10 protein-coding genes are annotated in these 17,576 nt (G+C 72.9%); 5 read left to right on the top strand and 5 right to left on the bottom strand.

Annotation, left to right across the window (positions count from 1 at the left end):
- Positions 1–20: 20 nt before the first annotated feature.
- Positions 21–2,021, bottom strand: a complete 2,001-nt coding sequence (locus DY262_RS17055; protein ID WP_116960302.1) for a PAS domain-containing sensor histidine kinase — start codon at positions 2,019–2,021, stop codon at positions 21–23.
- A 296-nt stretch (positions 2,022–2,317) separates the two neighbouring features.
- On the opposite strand from DY262_RS17055, the gene DY262_RS17060 reads away from it, so the two are divergent.
- The 5 genes from DY262_RS17060 (at position 2,318) to DY262_RS17080 (ending at position 11,456) form a co-directional block, all read left to right on the top strand.
- On the top strand, positions 2,318–4,909 hold the full coding sequence (locus DY262_RS17060; protein WP_147326259.1) for a sensor histidine kinase: 2,592 nt from the start codon (positions 2,318–2,320) through the stop codon (positions 4,907–4,909).
- A 39-nt stretch (positions 4,910–4,948) separates the two neighbouring features.
- A complete protein-coding gene (locus DY262_RS17065) occupies positions 4,949–5,590 on the top strand; it encodes a response regulator (RefSeq protein ID WP_116960304.1) in 642 nt (213 codons plus the stop codon).
- A 93-nt stretch (positions 5,591–5,683) separates the two neighbouring features.
- Positions 5,684–6,112: a hypothetical protein gene (locus DY262_RS17070; RefSeq protein WP_116960305.1), complete on the top strand. Its 429-nt coding sequence runs from the start codon at positions 5,684–5,686 to the stop codon at positions 6,110–6,112.
- A gap of 92 nt (positions 6,113–6,204) precedes the next feature.
- Positions 6,205–7,749, top strand: a complete 1,545-nt coding sequence (locus tag DY262_RS17075) for a methyl-accepting chemotaxis protein (RefSeq protein WP_147326260.1) — start codon at positions 6,205–6,207, stop codon at positions 7,747–7,749.
- Positions 7,749–11,456, top strand: coding sequence for a CHASE domain-containing protein (locus DY262_RS17080; protein WP_147326261.1), 3,708 nt, complete (start codon positions 7,749–7,751; stop codon positions 11,454–11,456). The genes DY262_RS17075 and DY262_RS17080 overlap by 1 nt, the downstream gene beginning before the upstream one ends.
- An 18-nt stretch (positions 11,457–11,474) precedes the next feature.
- Here DY262_RS17080 and DY262_RS17085 read toward each other — a convergent pair whose 3' ends face one another.
- From DY262_RS17085 to DY262_RS17100, 4 genes are all read right to left on the bottom strand, one after another.
- On the bottom strand, positions 11,475–13,496 hold the full coding sequence (locus DY262_RS17085; protein ID WP_116960307.1) for a hybrid sensor histidine kinase/response regulator: 2,022 nt from the start codon (positions 13,494–13,496) through the stop codon (positions 11,475–11,477).
- A gap of 103 nt (positions 13,497–13,599) precedes the next feature.
- Positions 13,600–15,279: a SulP family inorganic anion transporter gene (locus DY262_RS17090; protein ID WP_116960308.1), complete on the bottom strand. Its 1,680-nt coding sequence runs from the start codon at positions 15,277–15,279 to the stop codon at positions 13,600–13,602.
- 87 nt (positions 15,280–15,366) lie between these two features.
- Entirely contained in the window at positions 15,367–16,812 is a 1,446-nt protein-coding gene (locus DY262_RS17095; protein WP_116960309.1) for an NAD-dependent succinate-semialdehyde dehydrogenase, read from the bottom strand.
- On the bottom strand, positions 16,809–17,567 hold the full coding sequence (locus DY262_RS17100) for an SDR family oxidoreductase (protein ID WP_070399375.1): 759 nt from the start codon (positions 17,565–17,567) through the stop codon (positions 16,809–16,811). Before DY262_RS17100 ends, DY262_RS17095 begins: the two co-directional genes overlap by 4 nt.
- Positions 17,568–17,576: the final 9 nt, after the last annotated feature.

The following is a 17,576-nucleotide window of genomic DNA, read 5'->3' on the forward strand; positions in this document are numbered from 1 at the left end:
CGTCGTCTGGGGATAGGCGCTCAGGGCAGTTCCAGGTCCGTCGACGGCGCGTGCAGCTCCACGAAGAAGGTGCAGCCCTGGCCCGGCGCGGTTTCGCACCACAGCCGGCCTTCGTGCCGCAGCACGATGCGCTGCGCCAACGCCAGGCCCATGCCGATGCCTTCGTAGTCCATGGAGTGGTGCTGGCGCTGGAACATCACGAACAGCGACTTGGCTTTGGCCAGGTCGAAGCCCACGCCGTTGTCGCGCACGAACAGGGTGTGCAGCCCGCCCACCGCCGGCAGCTGGCCGACCTCGACGCGCGCCCGGGCCACGCGGCGCGTGAACTTGGCGGCGTTGTCCAGCAGCTGGCCGAATACCTCGGCCAGCAGGATGGCGTCGCCCCCCACCACGGGCAGCTGGGGGTCGACCACCCAGTCGATCTCGCGCGGCGCGTTCTCGGCGCGCAGCCGGCCCACGATGCCCAGGATCAGCGGCGTGAGCGAGACCGGCGAGGGGTCGATGCTCAGGCGGCCCAACCGCGCGTATTCCAGCAGGCCGTCGATCATCTGGCCCATGCGCTTGGCGGCGGTGCCGATGGCGGTCTGGAACTGCAGCAGCTCGTGGTGCTGCGCCGGGTCCAGGCCCTCTTGCGTGAGCGTGACGTACTGGCCGATGTGGCGCAGCGGCGCGCGCAGGTCGTGCGCCACGGTGTAGGAGAAGGCGTCGAGGTCGCGGTTGGCGGCGTCCAGCTGCTGGGTGCGCTCGGTCACGCGGTGCTGCAGCTCCTCGTTCAGCCGCGCCATCACGTCGGCCAGGCGCTTGGATTCGCTGAGGTCGTGCGTGATGACCGACAGGCCTTGCAGCCGGCCCTGCGGGTCGCGCAGCGCGGTCAGCGTGGCGTGCGACCAGAAGCGCGTGCCGTCCTGGCGCTGGCTCCACCCCTCGTGTTCGGCGTGGCCTTCCTCCAGACAGACGTCCAGCATCACCTGCACGTCCAGGCCCGCGAGTTCCTTGTCCTGCGGCTCGAACAGCGCGTCCAGGGAGCGGCCCAGGATCTGGCCGCGCTCGAAGCCATGCAGGCGCTGGGCGCTCTCGGTCCAATCGGCCACGCCCCCGTCGGGGTCGAGGAAGAAGATGGCGTGGTCGCGGATGGCGTGCGACATCAGGCGAAAGCGCTGCTCGCTGGCGTAGAGCTCGGCGCTGCGCTGGGCCACCCGTTCCTCGAGGTCCAGGTTGGCGTTGAAGACGAAGTCCTCGGTGCGGCGGCGCTCGGTGATGTCGATGAGCTCGATGAAGAAGCCGTGCGCCACGCCGTCGTGGCTGTCGGGCAGGTAGTGCACCTCGTAGTAGCGCGGCGTGCCGTCGGCGTCGGGGCGTTCGGCCTCGTGGCTCAGCGACTCGCCGTTGAGCGCCTTGGCCACGCGCGGCAGCACGTCGGGCAGCACCTCCGGCGACAGCACGCGGCTGAGGTCGATGCCGATGACCTCGTCGGCGGTGAGTCCGTAGCCAGCCGCGTAGGCGGCGTTGCAGAAGCGGCAGACCAGGTCCTTGTCGTAGTAGGCCAGGCGCGAGGGCGTGCGGTCGGTGATGGCCTGCAACAGGCGCAGCCGCGCGACGATCTGGCGCTCGATGCGATCGCGGCCGGTGACCTCGACCACGGCGGTGTGCGAGCGCAGGAAGCGCCCGCTGGCGTCGCGCACCGCGAGCGAGACCAGCTCCACGGAGAAAAAGGCGCCGTCCTTGCCGAACAGGCGCAGGGTGAGCGGGAGCGCGCGGCCCTGGGCGCGCAGCTCGTGCAGGTGGTCGCGCAGCTGTTGCAGGTCGGCCTCGTCGCGCAGGCGGGCGAGCGTGGGAAAGTCCAGGTCGCCGCCGCTGGCCAGCCGGTCCACGTCGGCGCGGTCGTGGCCCAGCCAGTCGAGCAGGGTGTCGTTGATGGCCTGCACGCGCAGGCCGGTGTCCAGCGCGAGCAGGCCGCAGGGGGCGTTGTCCCACAAGGCATGGCCTTCGGCAATCGCCCGTTCGCTGCTCGTGTGTTCCATGTTGGTGTGGCCTCCCACCCGTCGTGTGCGGGTCTTGCAGGGGGTGTCCCCCGGAGCGGGCACTCTAGCCGCCGATGGCGTGCTATGCAAATGGGGGCTGGGGCCGCCGGTTCCGGGGTCGGTCTGGCCGGTTGCGCGCTCAGGGCACGCGCGGTAGCCGCCTTGTCCGGGCGATGCCGCCCACGGGAGATGTATTCCCCCTGTGCAGAGGGGCTTATGTAACGTAGAGTTGCCGGACGCCCGATAGAACGACCGTCAGGGAGGCTGGCGGAGCGGGCCAGGAGGACGCCCCCGGCATGGCGGGAGACCGCAAGCGCTCGGTACAACTCTGGTTGCCACTGCTGCCGGCAGCGGTGGCATTGGTGCTGCTCGCGCTCATGGTGTGGTCGGTGGAGCGGGTGGTGGGCGACGAGCTCGAACTGCGCGCCCAGCAGCGGGTGGAGCAGACCGCCGCCATCTATGCCGACCGGCTCTCGCGCGTGCTCGCGCGCCACGCCGCCGAACTCGACCTGCTCACGCTGACGCCGCGCCAGCAGGTATCGCCCCAAGGCTGGCGCCTGCAGATGGACCGCCTGCGCCAGCGCAACCGGGGATACGTGTGGATCGGCGCCACGGACAGCGAAGGCCTGGTGCTCGTCGCCAGCGATGGCTTGCTCGAGGGCGTGTCGATCGCTCAGCGACCGGTGTACCTCAAGGGCCGTGAAGGCACCTGGTTCGGCAGCCTGCACGCGCCGGTGGCGCTGCGCGAGCCCCTGGCGGCGCTCCAGCGGGCGGTGCCCACCGAGCTCGCCGACCTCGCCATGCCCTATCACGGCGCCGACGGCCAACCCGCCGGCGTGCTGGCCGCCCACCTCGACGCCACCTTTTACGACGCGCTGCGCCAGGACGTCCTGGGCCCGGCGGACGCCCGGCGCGGCCTGCAGCTGGAGCTGGCCGACCAGGACGGCCGGCGCCTGCTCGGCCAGCGCGCGCGGCTGTCGGCCACGCAGTGGCTGGACCTGCTGGGCACGCCCGTGGGTACGCCGCGGGTCTTCGAGGACGAGGCGGGCGAGGCCATCCTGCTGGTGCGCCACGGCGTCGACCGCGCCACCCTGCCGGTGAAGACCGACTGGCAGGTGGTGGCCTGGCAGCCGCTGGGCCTGGCGCTGGCGCCCGTGCGCGAGCTGGAGCGCTACGTGCTGGTCTGGGGCGGCGGCACGGTGCTGCTGGTCAGCCTGGGCGGCTTCTGGCTGTCGCGCCGGCTCGCGCGGCCGTTCAACCAGATGCTGGACGTGGTGGCCGAGCGCCTGGGCCCGCAGTCGGACGCCGCGCCCGGCACGGTGCTGCGCGTCATCGCCGAGCAGATGCGCCGCCTGCCCGCGCAGGGGGGCGGCGGCTCGCGCAGCGAGCAGACCCTGACGCAGGTGCTGCACGACGCCAGCCGCCTGCAGGCCGTGCTGCAGCACCTGCCCGCGCCCATGTACCTGGTGGACATGGACTTTCGCGTGCTGTTCTGGAACGACGCGGCCGAGCGCATGTTCGGCTGGAGCGCGGCCGAAACCGAGGGCCGCCACGTCGACGAGATCTTCCGCGACAAGGATCCGGCCAACAGCGCACGCCACGCCATCCGCCCGCAGATGATCGCCGGCCAGGGGCCCTGGACCTTCGAGACCCATCTGCTGCGCCGCGATGGCAGCGACATCTGGGGCGAGTGGCGGCTCACCAAGGTGTTCGGCGCCGACGGCGAACCCATCGGCCTGCTGGCCCAGGTGCGTGACCTGACGGCCGAGCGCCTGAGCGAGATGCGCCTGCGCGAGCAGGGCGAGGTGCTGGGCGCCATCATCAACGCCGCCAGCGATGCCGTCATCAGCGTGGACATGGTCGGGCGCATCACCATGTTCAATCCGGCGGCCGAGCGCATTTTCGGCCGCGAGGCGCTGGCCATGATCGGCCAGCCGCTGGACACGCTGCTGCCGCCCGAGCACCGGGGCGAGCACCTGGCCCTGATGCAGCGCTTCGGCAACTCGCGGGTGACCACGCGGCCCATGGGCTTTGGCCGCGTCAAGGGCCTGCGCGCGGACGGCGCCGAACTCGAACTCGAGGCCTCGATCTCGCACGCCGTGGTGCGTGGTCACAAGCTGCTCACCGCCATCCTGCGCGACGTGACCGAGCGCGTGCGCGCCGAACAGGCGCTGGCGCGCTACCAGCTCGAACTCTCCGAGCTCACGCACCGCCTGCTGAACCAGGAGCAGGTCACCACGCGCGAGCTGGCCCAGACCCTGCACGACCAGCTCGGCCAGACCCTGGGCGCGATCCGCCTGTCCTTCGACTCGCTCGTGCAGATGGCCCGCGAGCTGCTGCCGCCGCGCGCGCAGGAGCGCTCGGACACGGTGGGCCGGCAGATCGACCACGCCATCGCCGAGGTGCGCCAGGCCCTGGTGCGGCTGCGCCCGCCCATGCTGGAAGACATGGGCCTGACGGCCGCGCTGGACAACGACATCCGCCAGCGCGCGGCCGAGGCAGAGGGGGTGGCGATGCACCTGCAGACCGTGGGCGACGTGGTCGCGCAGCGCTGGCCCGACGACGTGGAGTACGCCGCCTTCATGGTGGCGCGCGAGGCGGTGGCCAACGCGCTGCTGCACGCGAAGGCCAGCCGCATCGTGGTGCGCCTCGAGGGCGACGCCACCCACCTGCGGCTGGACGTCGTCGACGACGGCGTGGGCCTGCCCGAGGAACTGGCCTTCGGGCGGCCCGGTCACCTGGGCATGGTCGGCATGCGCGAGCGCGCGCTGGCCATCGGCGCGCGGCTCGGCGCCCGCGCGCGCAGCGGGCGCGGCACGCGGATCACCCTGATCTGGACGGCCCGTCCCGGCAGCGTCTTCGGCGAACTGCCGGACGCCGAGAACTGATTCGAGCCACGGCCGACACGACCACAACGGAGAACCCCCATGAGCGACATCTACCTGGTTGACGACCACGCCATGCTGCGTGACGGCCTGAAGGCCGTGCTGGAGGACGCCGGCCACCGCGTGGTGGGCGAGTCCGCCGACCCGACGGCGGCCCTGGCCGAGATCGTGCGCCTGGTGCCGTCGGTGGTGCTGCTGGACCTGCACCTCGGCCTGCGCTCGGGCTTCGAGCTGCTAGAGCAGCTGGTGCAACGCAAGGCAACGTCGCGCGTGGTCATGCTCACCATGTCGGCCCAGCCGCGCCACGTGGCCGAGGCCATGCGCCTCGGCGCCTTCGGCTACGTGCTCAAGGGCTCGCCCGCTCGCGAGGTGCTGGAGGCGGTGGAGGCCGTGGCCGCCGGCCGCAAGCACCTGGGTGGGCCGGTGGCACAGCTGGCCGTGGAGGGGCTCACGCAGGTCGAGGACAACAACCCCCTGGCCGCGCTGTCGGTGCGCGAACGCCAGGTGATCCAGCTGGTGGTGCAGGGCCACACCAGCGCGGCCATCGGCGAGCAGTTGCACCTGTCGCCCAAGACGGTGGAGAGCTACCGCAGCCGGCTCATGGCCAAGCTCGGCGTGAGCGACCTGCCCGCGCTGGTGCGGCTGGCGATCCGGGAAGGCCTGATCAGCGCCGACGACCTCTGATACGGGGTTCCCCGCTGCCCGCGCGTCCAGATTTCCCCGCAGCGCCGCCGCGGCCGCGCGCGCACCATCCTTGCCATGGACCTGGATATCGACATGGCACCCACCCTTCCCCCCGGCCTCGGGCACAGCAGCCTGCAGGTGCTGGTGCTTTGCCCGCGCGGCCAGGCGCTGCAGGACGTGCGCGAGCAGGTCGCCCGCTGGCCGGTGCCCGGGCAGGTGCGCTGGACCAGCGACCCGGTGGAGGCGCTGCGCCTGGCGCTGGCGCAGCCGCCGGCGCTGGCGATCGTTGACGCGCGCCTGGACCGTGCGGGCGGCCGCGCCCTGGTGGGTCAGCTGGCGCGCTGGCGCGCGGACCTGGAGGTGTTCATCTTCGACGACCCGCCGGCCGAAGGCCTGCGTGGCCAGGGCAGCCTGTGGCACTGGTCGGAGTTGCCGCGCGTGCTGCGCTGGTGGGCGCGCCGCCACCTGCCGCCCCAGGCCCTGCCCGACAGCCAGCCCATGCCGCTGGCGCGCGCCGCCTGAACCCAGGCGCCCGACCGTCGGAATCAGGGTTTCCTGGCACAAGTCCCCCGTTCTCCCGCCGAAAGCCTGGGAATCCCCCTCTGGAGATCGCCATGCGCAACAACGGACCCGTCACGCAGCGTGAGTACCTGATGCAGGAAGGCCAGACCCTGGTCTCCACCACCGACCTCAAGAGCCGCATCGTTTACTGCAACCCCTCGTTCGTCGAGGTGAGCGGCTATGAGCGCGAGGAACTGCTCGGCCAGCCGCACAACATGATCCGCCACCCCGACATGCCGCAGGAGGCCTTCCGCGACATGTGGGCCACGATGCAGGGTGGCCACCCCTGGTCGGGCCTGGTGAAGAACCGCCGCAAGAACGGCGACCACTACTGGGTGCTGGCCAACGTGACACCGGTGATCGACGCCGGGCGCATCACGGGCTACATGTCGGTGCGCACCAAGCCCACGCGCGAACAGGTGCAGGCGGCCGAGGCGCTGTACGCCCGCATGCGCGAGGAGGCGGCGGCCGGCCGCGCGGTGCACGTGCTGTCGGCCGGCGAAGTGCGGCGCCGCGCGCCGCTGGCGCGCCTGGGCCGTGCGGCGGGCTGGGTGTTCGCGCAGCGCACCCTGCTGTCGCTGCTGGCCATGGGGGCGGCCGGCGCGCTGCTGGGCGCCTACCTGCCCAGCCACGCCGCCGCCATCGGGCTGACCAGCGTGGCCGCGCTGCTGGCGGGTGTCTGGCTGCAGCGCCGGGGCGACCGGCCGCTGGGCCGCATCCTGCAGTCGGCCAACCGGCTCGCCGCCGGCGACCTGGCCACGCGCAGCACCGACGCCGCCAACGGCCTGATCGGGCGCATCCACCGGGGCCTGTCGCAGCTCAACGTGAACCTGCAGGCCGTGGTGAGCGACGTGCGCACCCAGGTCGAGGGCATGCACCACGCCACGCGCGAAATCAGCGCGGGCAGCGCCGACCTGAGCGCGCGCACCGAGGCCCAGGCCGGCAACCTGCAGCAAACCGCGGCCTCGCTGGAGCAGATAACCGCCACCATCCGGGCCAACGCCGAGTCCTCGGGCCGCGCGGCCGAGCTCGCGCGCCAGGCGCGCGGCCAGGCCGAGCGCAGCGGCGAAGCCATCGAATCGGTGGCGCGGCGCATGGCCGACATCCAGGCCGCCAGCGAGCGCATCACCGAGATCGTCGGCGTGATCGACGGCATTTCCTTCCAGACCAACCTGCTCGCGCTCAACGCGGCGGTGGAGGCAGCGCGCGCCGGCGAGCACGGCCGCGGCTTCGCCGTGGTGGCCGGCGAGGTGCGCTCGCTGGCGGCGCGCGCGCGCGATTCGGCCAAGGAAATCAAGGCGCTGATCCAGGCCTCGCAGGAACAGGTGGCGGCCGGCGCCCGCCTGGTGGGCGAGACGCGGGCCACCGTGCAGGAGAGCGCCGGCAGCATCGGCCGCGTGAGCGAACTGGTGGCCGAGATCAGCGCCGGCTCGAACGAACAATCCCAAGGCGTGGCGCAGGTCAATGCGGCCGTGGCCCAGCTCGACAGCCTGACGCAGCAGAATGCGGCCATGGTCGAACAACTTTCCGCGTCGGCCGCCTCGCTGGCGGCACAGGCCGGCACCGTCACGGAGACGGTGCGCGTCTTCAAGCTCTGATGGCAGCGATGGGGCTTGCCGGCGGCGGCCGTTCCTGGCCCTGGGTGGCCGTCACGCTGCTGTGCGGGGCCGTGCTCACGGCCGTGGCGGTGCTCCACCGCGAACGGGCCAACGAGGCCTACGTGCGCGCCCAGTTCGAGGCGCAGTCGCGCGAACTGGCCGATGCGATCACCGGCCGCCTCGCCCTGGTGGAGTACGGCCTGCGCGGTGCGCGTGGTGTGGCCGAGCAGGCGGGCGAGAGCGGTCTGACGGCGGCGGACTTTCGCGCCTACATGAGCTCGCGCGACCTCGAGCGCGAATTTCCCGGCGTGCGCGGTTTTGGCTTCATGCGCCGCCTGCCGCCCGGCACCGATGACGCGTACCTTCGCCTGCGCCAACAGCTGGGCGTGGCGGACACGCCCATTCGCGGCCAGAACCCGAACCCGGGCGAGCGCATCGTGATCGAGCTGGTGGAGCCGCTGTCGCGCAACCACCAGGCGGTCGGCCTGGACATCGCCGCGGAGCCCCTTCGCCGCGACATCGCGGTGGCGGCCGTGCGGCGCAACCGACCCCTCATGTCGCGTCCGACGACGCTGGTGCAAGCGCCAGGAGCGCGTGCCTTCGTGGTGATGCTGCCGGTGTTTCGCCGGGGCATGCCGAACGACGGCCCCGAGGCACGCGACGCCGCGGCCTACGGCTGGGTGTACGCGCCGATCGTGCTCGATGACCTGATCGTCGGGCTGCCGCTGCGCGAGCAGCTGATCTCGCTCACGCTGACCGACATCTCCGAGCCCGAACTGGCCGAGCCCTTCTTCAGCACGGCGGCGCTGGGCGAGGCGCCATCGGCCGGCGCGCTCTCGCAAGCCCTGCTGCGGGTGCCCTTCGGCCGCTCCTGGGCGATCCACACCGAGGCCCGGCCGTCGTTTGCCTCGCAGTTTCACCTGCCGTCGCCGCGCAGCCTGGCCTGGACCGGCGCATTGGGCACGCTGCTGATGGCCGCGCTGCACGGGCTGTGGCTGAACCTGCGCCGCCGCCACCGCCAGGCCGCCGAGCTCAACGCCCGCCTCGAAGACCGCGTCGCCGAGCGCACGCGCTCGCTGGAAGACACCGAGCGCTTCCTGCGCACCGTGCTCGACGCCGTGCCGTCCATGATCAGCTACTGGGACCGCGACCAGGTCAACCGCGCGGCCAACCGCGCCAATCTGCACTGGCGCCAGCCCGAGGGCGGCACGATGGTGGGCCTGCGCGTGAAGGACACCCTCGACGAGGCCACCTACGCCCGACTGCAGCCGCGCATCGAAGCCGTGCTCGACGGTCGCCAGCAGACCTTCGAGGTCACGGTGCGCACGCCCGCCACCGGCGAGCCGCGCGAGCTGCGGCTGACCTACCTGCCCGACGCGCGCGACGGCATGGTGCATGGCTGGTACGCCGTCGTCGACGACGTGACCGAGCGCAACCGCAACCGGCGCGAGCTGGAGTCCGCTCTCACGCTGCAGGCCACCGAGCGCTTGCGGCTGCAGAGCATTCTGCAGGGCACCAACGCCGGCACCTGGGAATGGAACATGCTGACCGGCGATGCGCGCTTCAACGAGCGCTGGGCCCAGATGCTGGGCCACGACTACGACGTGCTGAGGCCCAGCCACGTGCGGGCCTGGCGGGACCATGTGCACCCCGAGGACCTGAAGCTGGCGCGCGAGCGCCTGCGGCGGCACATCGATGGCGAATTGCCCTTCTACGAATGCGAGGTGCGCATGCGCCACGCCGACGGGCACTGGGTCTGGGTGCTCGACCGCGGCCAGGTGCAGACGCGCAACGAGGACGGCGAGCCCGAGTGGATGTACGGTACCTCGCAGGACATCAGCGAAAGCAAGGCCATCGAGCAAAGCCTGCGCGAGGCCACGCGCGCGGCCGAAGCGGCCAGCCAGAGCAAGAGCGCCTTTCTGGCCAACATGAGCCACGAGATCCGCACCCCGCTCAATGCCGTGCTGGGCGTGGCCCACCTGCTGGGCGACACGCCGCTCGACGCCACCCAGCGCGCCCTGCTGGAGAACGCGCAGACGGCGGGCCGCTCGCTGCTGGGCATCGTCAACGATGTGCTCGACCTGGCCAAGATCGAGGCCGGCGAGATGCGCCTGGCCGACGAGGCCTTCGCCCTGGGCGGCCTGCTGCGCGAGGTGGAATCGGTCTACGCGCTGCCGGCGCGCGAGAAGGGCCTGTCGCTGTCGCTGTTCGTGCCGCAGGACATGCCGGCCTACGTGATGGGCGATGCCGCGCGGCTGCGCCAGGCGCTGGTCAACCTGGTGGGCAACGCGATCAAGTTCACCCAGCAGGGCGGCGTGGTCATCAGCGCCGAGGTGCTGAGTGGCGGCGGGGGGCCGCAGCTGCGCCTGAGCGTGCGCGACAGCGGCATCGGCATCCCGCCCGAGGTGCAGGCGCGGCTGTTCCAGCCCTTCACCCAGGCCGACGAAACCACCACGCGGCGCTTCGGCGGCACCGGCCTGGGCCTGTCCATCGTGCGCCGGCTGGTCGCGCTCATGGGCGGGGAGGTGGGCCTGAACAGCGAGCCCGGCCAGGGCAGCGAGTTCTGGCTGCGCGTGGCGCTGCGCCCGGCCAAGGCCTCGGACCTGCCGCTGCCCGCGCCGCCCCCCGCGGCCAGCGACTCGAGCGGCCTGGCGGGCCTGGCCGTGCTGCTGGTGGACGACAGCGAGATCAACCTGGACATCGCGCGGCGCATGCTGGAGCGCCAGGGCGCGCGCGTGCAGACCTGCGGCGACGGCGAACAGGCCCTGGGCTGGCTGCGCGCCTCGCCCGCCGCCTTCGACGTGGTGCTGATGGACGTGCAGATGCCCGTGATGGATGGCCTGGAGGCCACCAACCGCATCCGCAACGAGCTGCGCCTGGTGGACCTGCCGGTGATCGCGCTGACGGCCGGCGCGCTGGCCGACGAGCGCCGCCGCGCGCTGCAGGCGGGCTTCAGCAACTTCCTGGCCAAGCCGATCGACCCCGAGGAACTGATCGAGGCGGTGCGCCGCGCCGCCTCGGCGCGCGGGGCCTCGACGCCGCATGCGCCGGCGGTGCCGCGACCGGTGCCCGCGGCGCCCGGCCCGGTGGCGCCGCGAACGCCCGCCGGAGACTGGCCGACCATCGAGGGCATTGATGCGGGGGCCGCGCGGCGCCAGCTCGGCGGCGATCTGTCGCTGTTCCAGCGCCTGCTCGCGCGCCTGCTGGCCGAACACGGCGACTGGGCGGCGCTGCCGCCCGAGGCCGCCGACCGCTGGGACAGCGGGGCGCGCGTGGCCTGGCGGGCCCGGGCCCACCGCTTGCGCGGCAGCGCGGGCGTCCTGGGCGCCATGCCCCTGTCGCGCGCCGCGACCGCCTTGGAGACCTCATTGGCGCCCGGCGGCGAGCCCGCGCCCGCCGGCCCGGCGCTGGCCGCCGTGCGCGCCGCCTTCGAGGCCCTGCGGGCGGCCGTGCCGGCCGAGGCCCCGCGCCCGGCACCGTTGGCGACGCCCGGTCCCGATGCCGACGCACCGGCGCTGGCCGCGCAGCTGGAGCGGCTGGCCGAGCAGCTGGCGACGCAGGACCTCGACGGTGTGGAGACCTTCGAGGCCTGCCGCGCCGCGCTGGAGGTTCACTTCGGCGCCGCGCGCGTGGCCGCCCTGGCCGCGGCCATCGACGGCCTGGATTTCGCCACCGCGCGCCGCCTGCTCAACGGCACCTCGGCCTGAGGGGCCCGGCCGGCGCGCTCAGCCGGGCGTGCAGGGCTGGCGCAGGCGCTGCACCAGCCGGTCGATCGCCGCCAGCAGGTCTTCGCCGGTGTTGGGCTTGTCGATCAGCTCGGTGATGCCGGCGGCCGCGGCCTCGCGGCGCAGCTCGGTGCTGAGGTAGCCCGAGGTGATGGCCATCGCCGCGCCGGGCTGGTGCGCGCGCAGCGCGCGCACCAGCTCCACGCCGTTCATGCCGGGCATGGAGTGGTCCAGGATCGCCAGCTCGTAGTCCACCTCGCCGCTGCGCACCGCGCGCAGGGCCTCGATCGGACTGGTGAAGACGCGCGGCTCGTGCCCCGCGCGGCGCAGCAGGCGTTGCATGAGGTCGGCGATGAGCTCGTCGTCGTCGACATACAGGATGCGCGCGCCGCGCACGGCCGGTGTCGTGCGGCGGTCCTCGGGCGCCGCCGCCGGTTCGCCGCCGTCCACGGGCGCGGCCACCGCGCGGAAGTACAGGTCGAAGCGTGTGCCCTCGCCCGGGCGGCTGCGCACCTGCACCACGGCCTGGTGGTCGCGCAGGATGCCGTGCACCACCGCCAGGCCCAGGCCCGTGCCTTCGCCCGGCGGCTTGGTGGTGAAGAAGGGCTCGAACAGGTGGGCCAGGGTGGCCTCGTCCATGCCCATGCCGTTGTCGCGCACGCTCAGGTGCACGCCGAGCGCGGGCCAGTCCTGCGTGGGGCCCTGCGCCAGCACACCGGCCACCGGCAGAGGCGGCGGGCCGGCGTGCGGCCGCAGCTCGATCTCCAGCCGCCCGCGCGAGCGCTCGGGCATGGCCTGCCAGGCGTTGGTGCAGAGGTTGAGCAGCACCTGCTGCAGTTGCGTCGGGTCGGCCAGCACCGGGGGGGTGTCGGGGTCGCAGCGCACGCTCAGCTCCACGCCCTTGGGGATGGTGGCGCGCAGCAGGCGCACCGATTCGTCCACCACCGCTTGCAGCGGCATCACGCGCCGCTGCAAGGCCTGGCGGCGGCTGAAGGCCAGGATGCGGCGTACCAGGTCCTTGGCGCGCGCGCCGGCCTTGAGGATTTCGCCCACGCTTTCGGCCACGGCGGGCGCTTCGCGGGCGTCGTCCAGCGCCAGGCGCGCGTTGCCCAGGATGGCCGCGAGGATGTTGTTGAAGTCGTGCGCCACGCCACCGGCCAGCGTGCCCAGCGCCTCCAGCTTCTGCGACTCGCGCAGCTGGGCCTCCAGCGCCAGGCGCTGGTCCTCGGCCCGGCGGCGCTCGGTGAGGTCGAAGTCGATGCAGAAGATCTCGACGCCGCGCTCGGGGTGCTCGGTGATGATCTCGCTGCACTGCACCTCCACCGGGGAGCCGTCCTGGCGCAGCAGCCAGTGCACGCCGGTGTTGAGCGTGGCGCGCCCATCCAGCGTGCGCTGGTGGTTGCGGTCGAAGCTGCCGCGCAGCGCGGGCGGGATCACCAGCTCCAGCATGCTGCGGCCGATGGCCTCGTCGGCGCGGTAGCCGTAGACGTGCTCGGAGCCCTTGTTCCAGTAGCGCACGATCATGTCGGGCCCGTAGGCCTGCACGGCGATGTTGGGGATGCTGTCGAAGATGCGGCGGAAACGGTCGTCGCTGGCCAGGTCGAGCGAGCGCGCCCGCACGCTGTCGGTCACGTCGCTCACCAGCACGGTCCAGTGCACGCGGCCGTCGGGCTGGGGACGCGGCTTGCCCATGCCGCGCAGCCACTTGTGGTGGCCCCGCGCGTCGACGATGCGCCACTCGTGCGCCCAGGGCGTGCCGCGCCGCGTGGCCTCGCGAAAGCCGCCGCGCAGCAGGCGGCGCTGCTCGCGCGGCGCCATGAGCCAGATCACCGCCTCGTGGGCCAGGATGGTGGCGGCGTCCACGCCCCAGAGTTCGGTGCAGCCCTCGCTGATGTACACCAGCGATCCCTGGCCCCGGGCGTCAAAGTCGTAGCGCAGCAGCGCGCCCTGCACGAGCAGGGCGAACGCGTCGAGTTGCGCGAACTCGTCTGGAGTCTCCTGGGAACCGGAACTGAGGTTCAACCGTCTCTCCGCGCGGGCGTGAACACCGGGCTGTTGGGGAATGTACGACCAACAGCCTTTTCGGCGCGACCGCGCCGGTCTTGAGCCGACCGACAGGGTCGCGTCAGTCCCGGGGGGCGGCCTGGGGCTCGGCGGTGGCGCCCTGCGCGATGGCCTGCAGCGCCTCCGCCTCGGTGCGGTACAGGTGCAGGCGCTCGTTCTCGTGCAGGTGCCCGGCGGTGCGCAGCACGCGCTCCACCGGCAGCTTCACGCCCACCAGGTGCAGGTGCACGCGGCGGTCGTCGAGCTGTTCGCGCAGTCGACCGAAGGCCTCGGCACCGGTGGCGTCGATCCAGTTGATGGGGTGCGCGACCAGCATCACGTGCGTGGTATCGGGCTGCTGCTGCAGGTGGTCGGCCACGGCGCGCTCCAGGGCGCTGGCGGTGGCGAAGTCGAGCGCGGCGTCCATGCGCAGCGCGTACAGGCGCGGGGCCAGCGGTGGCAGCTGCCACAGGTGGCGGTCGCGCAGGCTGCCGTCGGGGTGCAGGCCGACCTCGATGATGCGCGGGTGCAGGCGCAGGTAGAGGAACAGCGTCAGCGCCATCACCACGCCGGCCAGCACGCCCCAGTACAGGCGGGGCGCGGCCAGCAGCGTGATGGCGAAGGTGGCGCCGGCGATCAGCGCTTCCACGCGCGACAGGCGCCACAGGTGAACGAAGGCGCGCGGCTTGATCAGGCCCCACACCGGCAGCACCACGATGGCCGCCAGTACCGCCAGCGGCACGTGGTGCAGCAGCGGCATGGCCAGCAGCAGCGCCAGCAGCACCACCGCCACCGAGAACACCGTGGCCCAGGCGGTTTGCGCGCCCGCGTACAGGTTGAGCGCCGAGCGCGAGAACGAGGAACTGGTGGGCATGGCGCCGGTGAGGCCCGAGGCCAGCTTGGCCAGGCCCTGGCCGATGAGGTCCTGGTCCTGGTCCCAGCGCGAGCCGCGCTGGCCGCTGTCCACCTTGGCGCTGCTGGCCGTCTCCAGGAAGCTCACCAGCGTGATCATGAGCGTGGGCAGCACCAGCGCACCCAGGGTCTCCCAGCCCGGCCAGCCGGGCAGGAAGAGGGCGGGCAGGCCCTGCGGCAGCGTGCCGATGACCGGACCGCCCTGGGCCTCGAAGCCCAGCAGCCGGCTCAGGCCCGCGCTGACCAGCACCAGCACCAGCACCGAGGGAAAGCCCGGGCGCAGCCGGCGCGCGCCGACCAGCAGCGCCAGCGCGCCCAGGCCGAAGGCGAAGGCCTGCAGGTGCCAGCCGCGGCCCGCGAGCAGGGCGTCCATGTTGTCGAAGCCGGTGAGCGCGGGCAGCTGCGAGGCGATGATCAGCACCGCCGCCGCCTGGGTGAAGGCCATGAGCACCGGCGAGTTCACCAGGTTGAGCAGCCAGCCGTAGCGCACCAGGCCCAGCAGCACCTGCAGGACGCCCGACAGCAGGGCCAGCCACACCGCGAGCTGCACCCATTCGGCGCTGCCCGGCGTGGCCAGCGGCGCGAGCGAGGAGCCCACCAGCAGGCAGGTGAGCGCCGTGGGCCCCACCGACAGCCGTGGCGAGGCCGAGAACAGCACCGCGATGAGCGCCGGCAGCAGCGCGGCGTAGATGCCGGTGACCAGCGGCATGCCGGCCAGCGCGGCGTAGGCCACGCCCTGCGGCACCACCATCAGGCCGACGGTGAGGCCGGCGAGCGCCTCGTTGCGAAGCAGCGCGCCGTCGGGACGGGGCCACTGCAGGAAGGGCAGGAAACGGTGCAGGCGCGGCATGGGGCGGTCGGTCGACGGGAACGGGAGGCCGGAGCCGGCGATTATCGGCGGCGCGACCGCGCGCCCTCCCGCCGCGCCCGACCGGCCTCAGGCCACGAAGTGCGTGAAGCGCGTGTCCAGGTAGGCCTCCATGCCTTCGATGCCCGACTCGCTGCCGTGGCCGCTGTCCTTCACGCCGCCGAACGGCGCTTCGGGCACGGACACGCCCAGGCCGTTGATCGCCAGGCTGCCCACCTCCAGCCGCTCCGACACCTTCAGGATGGCCTTGGCGCTGTCGGTGAACAGGTAGCCGGCAAGGCCGTAGGCGTTGTCATTGGCCCGGGCGATGGCCTCATCGAGCTGGTCGAAGGGCGCCACGCAGGCCACCGGGCCAAAGGGCTCGTCCTGCATGGCCGGCAAGTCCTGCGGCGCGTCGGCCAGCAGCGTGGGCGCGACGAAGCAGCCGCCCGCCGGCGCCTCGCTCGCGAGGCGGCGCGCGCCGCGCTGCACGCTGCGCTCGATCAGGTCGAGCACGGCCGCGCGTCGGCGCTGGTTGGCCAGCGGCCCCATCTGCGTGCCGGGCGCCAGGCCCGGGCCCAGCACCAGGGCGCGGCTGGCCTGCGCGAAGGCGTCGATGAAGTCGCCATAGAGCCGGCGCGCCACGTAGAAGCGCGTGGGCGCCAGGCAGGCCTGGCCGGCGTTGCGGAACTTGTGCGCCACCATCAGCGGCACCGCGCGCGCGAGGTCCGCGTCTTCGCAGACGATGACCGGCGCGTGACCCCCCAGCTCCAGGGTGATGCGCTTGAGGTGGCGGCCCGCGAGCTGCGCCAGGTGGCGGCCCACGGGCACCGAGCCGGTGAAGCTCAGCTTGCGGATGACCGGCGAGGCGATCAGCGTCTCGGAGACCTCGGCAGGCACGCCATAGACCAGCTGCAGCGCGCCGGGCGGCAGTTCCTCGGCCAGGCAGGCCACCATGGCCGCCACGCTCGCCGGCGTCTCCTCGGCGCCCTTGAGGACGATGGAGCAGCCGGCCGCGAGCGCGCCGCCGAGCTTGCGCGCCGACAGCACCAAGGGGAAGTTCCAGGGCGAGAAGGCCGCGACGGGACCCACCGGCTGCTTGAGCACCGTCATGCGGCTGTCGGGCTGGCGCGCGGGGACCACGCGGCCGTACACGCGCCGCGCTTCCTCGGCGTACCACTGGATGAGGTCGGCGGCCATCAGGCACTCGGCGCGCGCCTCGGCCAGCGGCTTGCCCTGCTCCAGCGTGAGCAGCGTGGCGATGTGTTCGCAGCGCTCGCGCAGCCGCGCCACGCCGCGCGCCAGGCGCTCGCCGCGCTGGTGGGCCGGCACGCGGCGCCAGAGCTCGAAACCCTCGGCGCTGGCCCGCAGGGTGTCCTGCAGGTCCTTCGCGCTGGCCAGCGCGAGCTCGTCGAGGGTCTGGCCATCGGCCGGATTGACGATGGTCTGGCGGCGTTCGCCGCCGCCGCGGCGCCACGCGCCGGCGATCAGCAGCTCGGGACAGCGGTAGGCGTGGTGGTGCTGGGGAGCGCTCATATGTTGCGCCCCCCGTCCACGTCCAGGCAGACGCCGGTGAGGTAGGCGGCCTCGTCGGAGGCCAGGAAGGCCACGGCCGAGGCCACGTCGCCGGGGCGCGTGAAGCGGCCCAGGGGAATGCGCGCCAGGAAGCGCTCGCGGTTCTGCGGCGTGTCCTCGGCGCCCATGAAGTCGCCCAGCATCGCGGTCTCGCCGATCATGGGGTTGACCGCGTTGACGCGCACGCCCGAGCGCGCGAACTCCAGCGCCAGGCCCTTGGTGAGGTTGATCATCGCGGCCTTGCTGCCGCTGTACCAGGTGAGCCCGGGGCCGGGCCGCACGCCGGTGGTGGAGGCCACGTTGACGATGGTGCCGCCGCCCTGCGACACGAAGCCCGGCAGCACCGCGTGGGCCGACCAGAACAGGCTCTTGAGGTTGACGCGGTAGACGCGGTCGAACTCTTCCTCGCTCACGTCCAGCGCGGGCTTGTTGCGGTGCGTGGTGCCGGCGTTGTTCACCATGATGTGCAGCCCGCCCAGGGTGTCGCGGGTGCGCGCCACCATGCCGCGGAAGGCCTGTTCGCTGGCGACGTCGCAGGCCGTGGCGCCGGCGCGGCCGCCGGCGGCGCGGATCTCCTCGGCCACCCGTTCGGCACCATCGAGGTTGAGGTCGGCGATCATCACCGCGGCGCCGCGCTGGCTGAGCAGGCGCGCGATGGACGCACCGAAGCCTGAAGCGCCACCCGTGACGATGGCGACTTTGTCGTTGAGTTGCATGGATTTCCT

Source organism: Hydrogenophaga borbori, assembly GCF_003417535.1.
GTDB classification, from domain to species: Bacteria; Pseudomonadota; Gammaproteobacteria; order Burkholderiales; family Burkholderiaceae_C; genus Hydrogenophaga; species Hydrogenophaga borbori.